Annotated in this window: 8 protein-coding genes; 4 read left to right on the plus strand and 4 right to left on the minus strand. The window is 47.1% G+C overall.

What is annotated here, in order from left to right:
- Window positions 1-299: 299 nt before the first annotated feature.
- Entirely contained in the window at window positions 300-1,706 is a 1,407-nt protein-coding gene (gene mgtE / locus PMG71_RS07015; protein ID WP_283752942.1) for a magnesium transporter, read from the minus strand.
- 179 nt (window positions 1,707-1,885) lie between these two features.
- Here mgtE and rppA point away from each other — a divergent pair, with 179 nt between their 5' ends.
- Entirely contained in the window at window positions 1,886-2,563 is a 678-nt protein-coding gene (rppA, locus tag PMG71_RS07020) for a two-component system response regulator RppA (protein WP_283752943.1), read from the plus strand.
- Between the two features lie 6 nt (window positions 2,564-2,569).
- On the opposite strand, the gene PMG71_RS07025 is transcribed toward rppA, so the two are convergent.
- A complete protein-coding gene (locus PMG71_RS07025; protein ID WP_283752944.1) occupies window positions 2,570-3,631 on the minus strand; it encodes a D-alanine--D-alanine ligase family protein in 1,062 nt (353 codons plus the stop codon).
- A 162-nt stretch (window positions 3,632-3,793) separates the two neighbouring features.
- Here PMG71_RS07025 and PMG71_RS07030 point away from each other — a divergent pair, with 162 nt between their 5' ends.
- Both PMG71_RS07030 and PMG71_RS07035 read left to right on the plus strand, forming a co-directional pair.
- Window positions 3,794-4,141, plus strand: a complete 348-nt coding sequence (locus tag PMG71_RS07030) for a type II toxin-antitoxin system RelE/ParE family toxin (RefSeq protein WP_347179219.1) — start codon at window positions 3,794-3,796, stop codon at window positions 4,139-4,141.
- The gene (locus PMG71_RS07035) at window positions 4,138-4,491 is read left to right on the plus strand and encodes a helix-turn-helix domain-containing protein (RefSeq protein ID WP_283752945.1); all 354 of its coding nucleotides are present in this window, start codon (window positions 4,138-4,140) and stop codon (window positions 4,489-4,491) included. The genes PMG71_RS07030 and PMG71_RS07035 overlap by 4 nt, the downstream gene beginning before the upstream one ends.
- Window positions 4,492-4,689: 198 nt before the next feature.
- Here the strand turns inward: PMG71_RS07035 and gap are convergent, their stop codons facing one another.
- Both gap and pckA read right to left on the minus strand, forming a co-directional pair.
- Entirely contained in the window at window positions 4,690-5,709 is a 1,020-nt protein-coding gene (gap, locus tag PMG71_RS07040) for a type I glyceraldehyde-3-phosphate dehydrogenase (protein WP_283752946.1), read from the minus strand.
- A 253-nt stretch (window positions 5,710-5,962) separates the two neighbouring features.
- The gene (gene pckA, locus PMG71_RS07045; protein ID WP_283752947.1) at window positions 5,963-7,621 is read right to left on the minus strand and encodes a phosphoenolpyruvate carboxykinase (ATP); all 1,659 of its coding nucleotides are present in this window, start codon (window positions 7,619-7,621) and stop codon (window positions 5,963-5,965) included.
- A 730-nt stretch (window positions 7,622-8,351) separates the two neighbouring features.
- Between pckA and PMG71_RS07050 the strand changes: the two genes are divergently transcribed.
- Window positions 8,352-13,529, plus strand: coding sequence for a DUF7948 domain-containing protein (locus PMG71_RS07050; RefSeq protein WP_283752948.1), 5,178 nt, complete (start codon window positions 8,352-8,354; stop codon window positions 13,527-13,529).
- Window positions 13,530-13,998: the final 469 nt, after the last annotated feature.

Genomic DNA, 13,998 nt, shown 5'->3' on the forward strand with positions numbered 1-13,998 from the left:
TCTCGAAATCCAGGGATCGAGACGCTCACACTCGTCTCGAAATCCAGGGAGCGAGACGCTCCCACTCTTCTCGAAATCCAGGGAGCGAGACGCTCCCACTCTTCTCGAAATCCAGGGAGCGAGACGCTCCCACTCCAATAATATCAACCCATTCCAGGAGTGCGGGCATCTTGCCCGCTTCCCCATCACCCCATCACCCCATCACCCCATCACCCCATCACCCCATTCCCCCATCACCCCATCACCCCATTCCCCCATCACCCCATCACCCCATTCCCCCATCACCCCATCACCCCATCTCAAAAAAACCCCGAACCTCCCCAACTCAAGATGATCCGAGCAATGTTAAAATAAATCAGTACCCCGATCACGTCAACGGCCGTAGTAATAAAAGGCGCAGACATGAGGGCGGGATCGAGACCCAAGGAGCGGAATAAAAAGGGTAGTCCAGAACCCGCCACAGAAGCCAAAATCGAAATACCCAACAGAGAAATCCCCACAGCTATAGCAACCGCAAGATTGACCTTGAGTAAAAATAGTCCTCCTAGGGTGGCTAGAATGCCCAGAGTTGCCCCTAAAATCGATCCGGCGATCGCCTCCCGAATCACCACTTGAGGCACGCCTAGAGAGCGAATTTCATCGGTATTCAAGCCGCGAATCACCACAGTTGAGGACTGCGATCCCACATTCCCCCCAGTTCCTGTCAGCAGGGGAATAAAGGCGGAAAGAACGGCGTATCGAACAATTAATTCTTCCTGCGATCGAATAATAAACCCTGTGACCGCATTGGTTCCCAACAAAATCAACAGCCACATCACCCGTCTTTGGGCCACCTTCCATAAGCTCATCTGGAAATAATTATCGCCATCGGACTGAACCCCCCCAAAGGCATAAATATCTTCGGTCGCCTCCCGTTCAATGATATCAATGACATCATCAACGGTAATGATGCCCACTAAACGTTCTTCTCGGTCTACCACCGGAACCGCTAAAAAATCGTAGCGCTGGATCAGTCGAGCCACTTCTTCTTGATCCGTATTCGTTTGCACAAATACTGTTTCGCGGGTCATCACATCACCAATTTTCTGATGGGGTTGAGCGATGATTAAATCCCGTAGAGATACAATGCCGGTTAAACGACGGGCGTTATCAGTGACATACAGATAAAAAACCGTTTCACTGACATGGGATAAATTGCGAATGCGTTCAATACTCTCACTAACCGTATAATCTTCTTTCAAAGAGATATATTCTGGGGTCATCATCCGACCGGCTGTATCCGGTTCATACCCCAGCAGTAAGTTAGTCGTCGCCCGTTCTGAAGGACTCATATGATCGAGTACCCGTCTGACAATTTTGGCAGGGAGTTCGTCAAACAGCCTCGCTCGGTCATCAGGAGACATTTTATCGACAATATCGATCACTTCTTGGCGCTGAAATTTCTCTAACAGGGACTGTTGCACCGAGGAGTCGAGATTTTCGTAGACATCGATCGCCTCTGCTTTCGAGAGCAAACGAAAGGCGATCGCCTGCATCCCCTCCGGTAACCCTTCAATGGCTTCGGCAATATCAGCCGGTTGCACAGGCACTAAAATAGCTTTAGCCCCCTGATAATCTTGGGCTTCCAGGAGGGCTTGCAGTTGTTGGCGCACCAATTCTCGTAACTCACGACGAGAGGGCAGGGAGGTGGTTGTTTCTTCAGTCACAGGTTACCCTCCTAAACTGAGTCCATGGCTGGATCTAGTTTAGTGGGTCTTGGGGAATGGGGGAATGGGGAATGGGGGAATGGGGGAATGGGGGGATGGGGGGATGGGGGGATGGGGAGATGGGACAATGGGGAGTGGCTCAATCATTTTTAATTTTTAATTTTTAATTTTTAATTGATATGAAGATTCTGTTAGTTGATGATGAAGTGGCTTTAACTGAGTCCTTGAGTCAAGTTCTCAGACGGGAAGGATATGAAGTGGATATTGCCACGGATGGAGAGCAGGGAGAGCAGTTAGCGGCCAAGGGAGACTATAATTTACTGATTTTAGATTGGATGTTACCCCATCGCTCCGGGTTGGATATTTGTCAGGCGCTGCGTGATGCTCAATTATCGACTCCGGTTCTCTTTCTCACGGCTAAAGATACCTTAGACGATCGCGTGATGGGACTTGATAGTGGGGCAGATGATTATATGATTAAGCCCTTTGAGTTGCGGGAATTTTTGGCTAGAGTTCGGGCTTTATTGCGTCGTTTTGCTGTGCCTAACCGTTCTGTGTTGCAGGTGGAAGATTTACGCTTAGATTTGGAGAATCAAATGGGCGATCGCCAAGGACGCTTAATTCCACTTTCGGAAAAAGAATGTCGTCTCCTGACCTATTTCATGCAACATCCCGGTCAACTCCTCACCCATGACCAAATTTATCGAGCCACCTGGAGTGCGGAAGAATCGCCCAATAGCAATGTTTTAGCCGCTCAAGTGCGTTTACTGCGCCGAAAAATCGAATTACCTGGAGAGTCTCCCTTAATTCATACGGTTTATGGAAAAGGCTATCGATTTGGCTTACTCACCGATTAAAATGGATTATTTAACCGGTTGCCTCTCTAGGGCAAATTCCACCAATTGATGTACCAATTCGGGGAAGGAAACGCCTGTATTTGCCCAGAGTTGGGGGTACATGCTGGTGGAGGTGAAGCCGGGTAGGGTGTTGATTTCGTTAATGAGGACTTCTCCCGTAGACTCAATATAGAAGAAGTCTACTCTGGCTAATCCGGAGGCATCTACGGCTTGGAAGGCTTGAATTGCCATTTCTTGGATGCGATCGCTCACTTCTGGGGGTAAATTAGCGGGAATGAATAGATCGGCTTTTCCGGCTGTATATTTGGTTTCGTAGTCGTAGAAGTCGCTCTCGAAGGTGATTTCGCCAACGACTGAGGCTTTGGGATAGTCGTTTCCGAGTACGGCACATTCGACCTCTCTAGCCGTTACACCCGCTTCAATGATAATTCTACGGTCATAACTGGCGGCATTATCGAGGGCGGTTTCGAGTTCTTGGCGCGATCGCACTTTGGCAATACCCACCGACGATCCCAAGTTAGCCGGTTTCACAAAACAGGGATAACCGATCGCCTCTTCGATCTCATCGCAGAGTTTCGGAAACACACAAGGATTAGACCATACCTGAGCGCGAGTCACCGCCTTATACTTAACTTGGGCTAAACCCGCTTGAGCAAACACCATTTTCATCGTAATTTTATCCATCCCCACCGCCGATCCGACAATTCCCGAACCCACATAGGGCACTTGCATTAGTTGCAGCAAGCCTTGAATCGAGCCATCTTCACCATTCGGCCCATGTAAAATAGGGAACCAAACATCAATCTCACTCACTCGATCGGGAAACTCCCACAAACTGCGCCCTGGTGGGGTATCCGTAGATAAGGGCGTACCAGAGTTCAGGACTTGGGCGGCAATTTCGGGTTCATACCAGTAACCATCTTTACGGATATAGAAAGGAAGGACTTGGTAGCGATCTCCGTTTTCTCCGGTTTGTAGCGCTGCGGCGATCGCCTTTGCCGAAACAATGGAGACTTCATGCTCCCCCGAACATCCCCCAAACAACAGTCCTATCCGCTTCTGGCTCATAACCCCGGTTTCCTCTCCATGTCAACAGCAAAGAGTTTATTATATCAATTAAAAATTAAAAAATTTAGGGATTTTCTCTTTCTCAATACTGTTGTTTCGCGATCGGATACAATATTGACACGATCGTATATAGCAAGCCTATTTGATACTATGTTATGAAAAATCATACTTCATGCAGAGTTTGAAAAATGGTTCTTTGAACAGGAACAAGCTGTACAAGATTCAATTGCTACAGCGATCGATGTTCTTGAGGAAAAAGGGGCACAATTGGGAAGACCCTATGTTGATACACTTAAAGGCTCTGAATTTCCGAATATGAAAGAACTAAGAGTTCAACATGCTGGAGAACCTTATCGAATCATTTTTGCTTTCGATCCCAAGCGCCAAGCCGTTCTTCTCCTTGGGGGTAACAAAGCAGGAAAAAAACGATGGTATCAGATAAATATTCCCATAGCCGATCGACGATTTCGAGAATATCTAGAAGAGACAGAAGAAGGCGAATTAGTATGAGAAAATATAAAACTTATAAAGAAATAAGAAGCACCTTTTCTCCTGAGTCTCAGCAAAGAATTGCTGCGGGCGCTCAGAAAATAAAGGAGGAGCTAAGAATACTTGAAACTGTGGGAGAAATGGCGGGAATATCACCAGATGAACTCGCAGAAAGGTTCAATATAGAGCCACTTGACCTTTCACCAGTGGAGGGACAAGAAAACATTACATTCAATAAGCTTCTAGCCATTATTTCCGCTCTGGGGGGTTCTGTAGATATCGTCATTAATTTTCCAGAAAAAGATCCCGCACATTTTTCTGAAGTTGAGACTTTTTTGTATCCTAACGCTGTAGATTTAGGAGAGAAATGAAAATTTGAGATGGGGTTGCCTTATACCATTTCTCTTTAAGCCTGCCATTAATCGATTGATGGTACTTTACCACTATCCAATAAATCCTGAGAAAATAGCTGTTTGAATCATTACCAGCCCATAGCCCTAAAAAATAGGGTGAGCGTGTCTCACCCTATACCATACAGCATCAATAGGAAAAGAGAAGGAGAAGGTTAATTATTCCTTAGCTGCCATGGCTAAGATCAAATCTACCATCCGATTAGAATAACCCCACTCATTGTCATACCAAGAGACAATTTTGAAGAAATTAGAGTTTAATTCGATGCCTGCACCGGCATCAAAAATACTCGAATGGGGATCGGAAGTGAAGTCCGTGGAAACCACTGGATCGTCTGTGTATCTCAACACGCCCTTCATTTCTCCTTCTGCCGCTTTCTTCATCGCTTCGCAGATTTCGGCGTAGCTAGTAGCTTTTTCGGTCTTGAACGTTAAATCTACAACTGAAACATCCGGAGTTGGCACGCGGAACGCCATCCCAGTGAGCTTACCTTTAAGTTCTGGTAACACCAGAGTTACCGCTTTTGCGGCTCCGGTGGACGCGGGGATAATATTTTGGGTGGCACTGCGCCCGCCGCGTAAATCTTTACGGCTGGGGCCGTCAACCGTGGGTTGGGTGGCGGTCATGGCGTGAACGGTGGTCATGAGACCCTCTACCAAGCCAAAGTTATCATTAATCACTTTAGCAACCGGGGCCAAACAGTTGGTGGTGCAACTGGCATTAGACACGACCGTATGCTTGGCGGGGTCGTAGCTGTTATGATTGACTCCCATTAACAGGGTGGGCACTTTATCCGGGTCTTTTTCCTTCGTTGGTGCGGAAATGACCACCCGTTTAGCGCCTGCTTGCAGGTGGGCAGAGGCTTTTTCATAATCGGTAAATAAACCGGTGGATTCAACCACGAACTGCACCCCAGTCTTACCCCAGGGCAGTTCGGCTGGGTTTCTCACCGAGTAACAGGGGATATCTTTACCATTAACCACGATCGCCCCTTCTTTAGCTTCCACTGTTCCCTTAAACGGGCCATGGGTGGAATCATACTTGAGTAAGTAGGCAATACTTTCTGGAGGAACTAGGTCATTAATGCCACAAACTTCAATTTCTGGATGGGCAACGGCGACCCGAAACACCAGCCGCCCAATACGACCAAATCCATTAATACCAACTTTTACTGTCATATTGACATGACTCCTGTAATCGCAATAGGGAAATCACTTTCCCCGATCTACTTTGGCACTTCCTCTGGTGAACCCTTGCTATGGCAAGAATGTTTTAATGATCGGGTGGGGAATGGGGGAATGGGGGGATGGGGGAGTGGGGGAATGGGGGGATGGGGAGATGGGGAGATGGGGAGATGGGGAGATGGGAACAACCATTACTCCTTACTCCTTACCCATTACCCATTACCCATTACTCATTACTCCTTACTCCTTACCCATCAAGCTTTGGCCCAGCGTTGATAATTTCGGGTGTAGCAGTTTTGAAGCGTTTGAAGTTCTCGATGAACTTCTCGGCTAAGATTTTCGCTTGGCGATCGTAAGCTTCTGGATCGCTCCAAGTGTTTTTCGGGTTCAGAATCTTCGGATCGACATTGGGGACGCTTTCGGGAACCAAAATCTTAAAGATCGGGTGAGGATTGAACTTCACATCCTTAAGATTCCCATTCAAGGCCGCCCAAACCATATAGCGGGTATCTTGAATATCAAAGCGGTTACCCACACCATAGGGGCCGCCTGTCCATCCGGTATTGATCAAATAAACGGAGGTGGTGTCCTTATGTTCTTCAAGGCGTTTGGCCAGCATTTCCCCATAAACCGTAGCTGACAGAGGTAGGAATGGCTTACCGAAACAAGCGGAGAACGTGGCTTCGGGTTCCGTCACACCCCGTTCTGTTCCTGCCAGTTTGCTGGTATAGCCCGATAGAAAATGATAAATAGCTTGCTCTGTCGTCAGTTTGGAAATCGGGGGCAGGACTCCAAAGGCATCCGCAGTCAAAAAGATGACGGCTATAGGATGGCCGCCAATACCCGGAATCACACAATTGGGAATATAGTTGATGGGGTAAGCACCACGGGTATTTTGGGTTAAGCTGCCATCGTCATAGTCGGGAGTGCGGGTTTCTTCGTCGAGGATGACGTTTTCCAGGAGTGAGCCATAGCGGATAGCATCCCAAATTTCGGGTTCTTTTTCTCGCGATAGGCGAATGGTTTTGGCATAGCATCCGCCTTCAAAGTTGAAGATGCCATTAGAAGACCATCCATGTTCATCATCTCCGATCAGGCGACGGCTGGTGTCAGCAGACAGGGTGGTTTTTCCAGTTCCGGAGAGACCGAAGAAGAGGGCGGTATTGCCTTCGTCATCCATGTTGGCACTACAGTGCATGGGTAGCACATCGCGTTTGGTCATGCAGTAGTTCATGTAGGAGAAGGCTGATTTTTTGATTTCGCCTGCGTAGAAGGAACCGCCAACGAGGATCAGTTTTTTAGAGAAGCTAACAACGATGAAAGCTTCGCTGTGAATACCGTCAATACCGGGATCGCCTTTCAAACCGGGAACGGCAATGATCGTGAAGTCTGGATAATGGCTGGCTAGTTCTTCAGCAGTGGGGCGAATGAACATCTGATGCACGAACATATTTTGATAGGCTAGTTCGTTGATGATCCGCACGCTCATCCGGTAGTTGGGATCGGAGCCGATATAGCCATCGAAGATGTAGAGGTCTTTGCCTTGAATGTAAGCAAGAACCCGTCTATGGAGCATGTCGAATTTTTCGGGGGATAAACCGACGTTGACTTTGTTCCAGTGAACTTCATCGTGGATGAAGGGTTCATCGACGATAAAGCGGTCATTAGGCGATCGCCCCGTATACTTCCCGGTTTCTACACAGAATGCACCATTTGAGGCCAAAACCCCTTCTTTTCGGGCTAGGGCATGTTCCAATAGTTTGGGAACCGCTAGGTTACGATAGACCTTTTGCAGATTTAGAAAACCGAGTTCCTCTAGTCCGTAGTAGGGAGGGCATAGGTGGGGCGCTTTGCTATGGCCTTCTGATTCCGTCGCGGCGATCGGTTTAGTAGGGGTTTGAACCATAATCTAATCTCCTTAGATTCATGTAACGTTAGTTCTTTGTAAATCTTTATGAACCCTCACTTGAATTCATTCGATTTAGAAGATTTGACTTACACTTTACCGTTAATCCCCAAGAATGTTACATCAGTATTTAATAAAAATCATGTCGTAAATTTGCTATTTTTATAGTTTTTTGAATTAATACTAAGCAAACTCCTCTTTAGGTCATAAAAGCCTAACAAAAAATTCCCAATAATCTTTACTTTTGAATTTTCTGTAACCTAGACTACAGAACCATAGACCCTTGAAAATCTAATTTTTTTACCCAAATACCCTTACGGAAATCCTTGTAAGTCTAGATCTCCTGTATATAACCAACACAAGTGACTTGAGAGTATTCTTAATACTAAACCTTAAGAAAAGCTAAAGTCAACTCTCCTAAAAAAACAACTCAAACTTACTTAATCAAACTCAACACTCTTCCCTTCTTTAAACCCATCAAGATTTAATTATCTACCGTTTCCCATTCATTCGATCAATTAAAAATTAAAAATTAAAAATTAAAAATGAGTAATAATGAATTATCCCCGCGTCCCTATCATCCCCCATCCCCCCATCCCCCCATCTCCCCATTCCCCCCACCCCACAGGCTATGATGGAAACACACTCACGGGATTGACAACAGAGGTCAAAACAATGGGTAAGCTTTGCTATAGTTGGTTCTGTACAAAAGGTATGGGGTGAGGACAACATGGGAATTAATAGTCAACTGCCATCAAGCACCGCACAAACACCACAAGACGATGTACTTCTAGCATCAGAAGCACTCAACACAGCCGTTGCTCCAGAAGCTCGGCCACAGTTCACTGGCCAACGGCCCCTGAGCTTCATTCAAAATAATGGCCAGGTCGATGACTCCGTATCCTTCCACGTCCGAGATGGAGATGTGGGGGAAGTTTTCTTTACTCAAGAAGAAATCGTTGTTGCCAACGGTGATGATGTTATTCGGGCGAACTTTGTTGGCTCTAACCCCAGTGCCGAAGTTAGAGGATGGGAGCAACTCCCCGGTATTGCCAACTTTTTTATTGGTAATGACCCCTCCAAATGGCGCACCAATATCGCCACCTTCGAGGGTGTATGGTACGAAGAAGTCTATGATGGCATTGACGTTAAATACTCCGGGCAAAGCGGCCAAGTTAAACGGGACATCTACGTGGCTCCCGGTGCAAGCGTTGACACGATTAAGATTGCCTACGAGAACGTCAACGACATTGAAATTCGCGAAGATGGCTCCCTCGCTCTCATTACCGACACAGGAGAGCTAACCGAGAAAACCCCCATCGCTTATCAGATTATTAACGGTCAGCAAGTCGATGTCGAAGTTGCCTACAAGATTCTAGAGGGGAATCAAATTGGGTTTGAAGTCGGCAGCTACGACCTCAACCATGAATTAGTCCTCGACCCCATTCTGCAATACTCCAACTACTTGGGTGGCGCTGTTGTCGAAAGTCCTCCTGGTGGTGGTGGTCTAGTTCAAGTTGATGTACGGCCCTTTGAAGATCTTCAAACTGTTATTGTGCAACAACAACAAACTTTCGTTGATCCAGTCACCGGCCAAGTCAATGTTATCACTATTGAGCAAGAAGTTATACAAACCGTTCAAAATGGGACTTTTATTGCTGGGGCTGAATACTTAGCTGATCCGGTTCCTTCAGAAGATGCCGGTTATGCGATTACGGTCGATAAATTGGGTGCTGCCTACGTCACTGGGGAAACCAGGTCTGTTACTTTTCCAGTTCGCCCTGAGCGTCCCAATAGTCCCGATCCCTTCAATCGGACTCTACCTGATCCTAAAGCCGGTAATGATATTCGTGATGCTTTTATTACTAAGATTGATAGTAATGGGCAACTGATATACTCTACCTATATAGGTGGATTAGATAAAGACCGGGCTAATGATATTGCCGTAGATAGTGCTGGGAATGCTTATATTGTTGGGGAAACCGAATCGACAGACTTCCCTGGATCATCTGGAGTCCCACAAAATCCTCCCTTCCAAGAGTTTGCTGGCGGTTCCCAGGATGCTTTTATTCTCAAACTCAATCCAACTGGGACTCAGATTGACTATGCCTCTTACCTAGGAGGGAGTGGCTATGAACGAGGATCTAGCATTGCTGTAGATCCTAATGGATCAGCCTATGTTACCGGACAAACTACATCAACTGGTCTGGGAACAACTGGAGTTTTCCAACAAAACACTGACCCCACGAATGGCAGTGATGCCTTTATTGCCAAGGTGAACGCCACTGGAAGCCAGTTGGTTTACTTTACCTACTTGGGTGGCCCTGGATTTGAAGAAGGCATTGGTATTGATGTCGATGGCACAGGAAATGCCTATATTTCGGGAACGACTCAATCTTCCGGTTTAGCCACCACTGGAGCCTATCAACAAAACTTAGTTGGCCCTAGTGATGTGTTTGTCGCCAAATTTAACGCCGATGCTACTGATCGCGTCTATTTCTCCTACCTTGGTGGTGGTGGCGGTGATGTGGCGGGCGGTATAGTAGTAGACGATGCTGGAGCAGCTTATCTGACAGGGATTACGCCCTCTGCTGACTTCCCCACCGGTCAGAACCTGTTGGCTGGGCAGCGTCGTAATACTACTCCCCCTCCCCCCAATTCCTCTCCAGTTCCCTTCCAAGAAAATTATCAAGGGGGAGCCTTTGATGCTTTTGTCACCAAGTTTAACCCTGATGGCACATCCTTAGCTTACTCTACATTCCTAGGGGGTGCTGGTAATGAAGGGGTGGCTTTCTTACCTCTAAGTGCTTCTAGTATTGGTGTCAACCAAGCAGACCAGGCTTATGTTGTAGGGACAACCACCAGCACAAATTTCCCCACTACCCCAAATGCAGAACAGTCTGCTTTTGGAGGTGGTCAAACAGATGCATTCCTAGCTAAGTTGAATAAGGATGGAACTGGGTTTATTTACTCTTCCTTCTATGGAGGAGGCGCTGAGTTTACTGGTGGGATACAGACGGCTGATGGTAATGATTATGGCTATGGTGTAGCTGTCGATCAGTTTGGTGCTGCCTATACTACAGGGCAAACGGGTTCTTCTAACCTTAACCAGGGGCGAAATCCTGTACTGCCAGTTCCTGGGCAAGGATCGCCACTGGGATACGGATTTAATGATCCAAGTCCAACCCTAGGTCAGCGAGATCCCCAAACGGGTGAAGTAATTGGCCCCTATATCATTGAAGTCAATCCTGAACCCGGTCAACGTGCAGTAGTTGGCAGCTTACTGGTTCCAAACTTTAAAGATTCATTTGTAACTAAACTCTCCTTTGAAGAGGTACTTGTCACTCCATTTGGTGGCACGTTAGGGATCACTGAAGGTGGAACAACAGATTTGCTCGCCCTGCAACTAGCAACCCCACCGACTAATGCTGTTACAATTACTTTCAATCCTTTGAATCTTGATAATGAATCTGAAATTTTCGACCCCAATAACCCCAATACTCCCATCACTTTTGTTAGCTTCACTCCACAAACCTGGAATATTCCCCAAGTTGTAGGGGTTAGGGCGGTCGATGATGCACAGGTGGAAGGGGTACACCAGAGTAACATCAGTTTCCAAACCTTTAGCGCTGACCCCGGCTATCAGGGTATCTCCATCCCAGAGGTGATAGCGACTGTCACCGACAACGACACCAGGGTATTTGTAGAGGAAAATCAGCAACTCGATGGTACAAGGGATTTACGGGTATCTGAAAATGGCGACACCAACACCTACACCATCCGCCTGGCCCAACAACCCACCACTGAGATACAAGTAGTGGCGACCAATAATGACAATCAACTGACTCTTAATCCCACTACCCTCACCTTTAGTCCCACTGACCCCCGTACCCTCTGGAGTACACCCCAAACCGTCACAGTTGCAGCAGTAGATGATACCCTGCCGGAGGGAGAGCATACAGGAACGATCCAACTGGCAGTGGTTTCTCCTCCTAATATTAATGGAGATCCCAACTTTGTCGGAACGGATAAAATTATAGTTAACGATTCACCAACTACCCAAGAAGAGCGACAAAGCGAGACTTTGAGCGTTACTATTTCTGACAACGACCGACCCGGTATTTTTATCACTCCTCTCGTAACAGAATTAAACGACTCAAGTACCAGTGAAGATGGTACATTAACTGTTCAGTTTGGTGTGAGATTGGGTAACACGCCAAGCAGCAATGTTACTATCCCAATTGAGATTAGTGATGCCACTGAAGCAACGTCCAATCCTCTGACCCTGACATTTACACCAAACAATGCAACTACAACCCAAACCGTCACTATTTCTGGTATCCCGGATAATATCATTGATGGCAATCAACTGTATAGCGTTACACTGGGGCAAGCTCAAAGCACAGATCCTCAATACAATGAAGCATTACCCAACGTTGAATTGTTGACGGAGAAAGATCGAACATTTAATCTCACTAACGTAGATATTGATACGTTTGGGGTCAATGTTACTCCGTCTGCCGGTCTGCGAACGTCTGAAGAGGAATCAACAGCAACGTTTGAGGTTGTGCTTTCCACCAGTGAAGCACCCAGTTCAGATGTGCAGATCGATTTTAGTACCTCTAATGCAGAAGAGGGCTTAATTTCCACCGATGGACAGAATTTTGTCGAGGATGTCTCCCTGATCTTTGATGCCCAAAACTTCGATCAGCCTCAAACAGTAACCATTAGAGGGGTTGCCGATGGGGTGGTAGATGGTGACCAACCCTATACCATTCTCAGTACCCCCACAAGTAGCACCGATCCAGATTTTAATAATGTGCCGGTGCAGAATGTGGCGGTGATTAATGACGATATCGATGAGATTGGTTTGAACTTTGATTCCAACACTGGCTCAACGACAGTGAGTGAGAGTGGCCAGTCGATTCAATATTCGGCTTTTCTGCAAAGTCGCCCCAGTGCCGATGTGAAGATTACAGTTCAGCCAGATGTCCAAAGCTTGGTGACTCCCACGGAGCTGACGTTTACGCCAGAGAATTACAATGAGGTGCAAACGGTTACGATTACTGGTTTTGACGATCGCATTGTAGAAGGAACCCACAGCAGTACCATTAACTTCTCGGTTGAATCTGGAGATGCCGATTATGGTAATTTAACCCTTGACCCGGTAACGGTCACTGTTCTCGATAATGATACCAGTCGCCCCGGTATCACTCCCTCTCCCACTCCAGCTCCTTCGCCCTCTCCCGGTTTCCCCACCTTCCCCGCGTTCCCCAGTTTCCCGACTTTCCCAGGGTTTGGAACGCCTTCCCCGGCTCCTGTGCCTCCTCCTGCGCCAGCTCCGAGTCCGAGTCCTAGCCCCTCCCTGGGCACTGGAGTAGCCACCCCCGGTAACGATTTTATCGATATGGGTGCGTTCAATCTCCGCAGTATTTCTGCCCTGCAAGGCAATGATATTGTCGTGGGTAGCCCGTCTAATGATTTCATTAACGGTAACCAAGGTAACGATTCTCTGTTTGGTGCGGCGGGGAATGATTTCCTCTACGGCGGTCAAGATAATGACACGCTGCGCGGCAGTACGGGCAATGATAACCTGAACGGAGATTTCGGAAACGATTACCTGGAGGGCGGTACGGGTACGGATGCCCTCAATGGTGGCGCGGGTAATGATGTATTCGTTTTACCCAGTAGTGGTGCGGTAAGTACGGTGTTCCAAGCTGACCGGATTAAGGATTTTGGTAATGGGTTTGACTTGATTGGTTTAACGGATGGTCTGACTCAAGCTAATCTCCAGTTGATCCAAACTGGCTCGGATACGGCGATTCTGTTTAATGGTTTATATCTGGGTGTGGTGGAACGCACGACTCCTGGAGCGTTAAATAATCGCTTTATTCCGGTTTCGTTGTAAGGGTTAGTCTCTTCCCTCTCCCCTGCTTGTCTTGTAGGGGTTTATAAGACGCAGATGAATTTAGAGTTTCGGGAGTGCGTAGCGTGTCCACAGGACAAACATCTTGCTCGCTGCTTTTAGCGAGCGAGACGCTCGCACTCCTGATCGTCGCCATTATAGTCAATTCAAATAAGGATTTGCTGCTTTTAGCGAGCGAGACGCTCGCACTCCTGATCGTCGCCATTATAGTCAATTCAAATAAGGATTTGATATAAGTCAATGTGTAAGGTGGGCACTGCCCACCCTACTGGTTAGTGTCTATAGTGGGAAAAACCTAGGGAGCGAGACCTGATATCAAGTCCGGTTTCCGCAAGCGGACATGAAAATTTGTTAAGAAGCGGGCAAGATGCCCGCACTCCTCGAATTCTTTGATATGACTGGAGTGGGAGCATCTTGCTCCCTGGATTTTTAATTAGGGTATTTCCGCTTC

This window comes from Roseofilum acuticapitatum BLCC-M154 (genome assembly GCF_030068475.1).
Classification (GTDB): Bacteria; Cyanobacteriota; Cyanobacteriia; order Cyanobacteriales; family Desertifilaceae; genus Roseofilum; species Roseofilum acuticapitatum.

What these genes read in the sequence shown, in the direction of transcription:
- PMG71_RS07035 (WP_283752945.1), top strand. Translation starts at nt 4,138, where the DNA reads ATGAGAAAATATAAAACTTATAAAGAAATAAGAAGCACCTTTTCTCCT.
- rppA (WP_283752943.1), top strand. Translation starts at nt 1,886, where the DNA reads ATGAAGATTCTGTTAGTTGATGATGAAGTGGCTTTAACTGAGTCCTTG.
- PMG71_RS07050 (WP_283752948.1), top strand. Translation starts at nt 8,352, where the DNA reads ATGGGAATTAATAGTCAACTGCCATCAAGCACCGCACAAACACCACAA.
- pckA (WP_283752947.1), bottom strand. Translation starts at nt 7,621, where the DNA reads ATGGTTCAAACCCCTACTAAACCGATCGCCGCGACGGAATCAGAAGGC.
- gap (WP_283752946.1), bottom strand. Translation starts at nt 5,709, where the DNA reads ATGACAGTAAAAGTTGGTATTAATGGATTTGGTCGTATTGGGCGGCTG.
- PMG71_RS07025 (WP_283752944.1), bottom strand. Translation starts at nt 3,631, where the DNA reads ATGAGCCAGAAGCGGATAGGACTGTTGTTTGGGGGATGTTCGGGGGAG.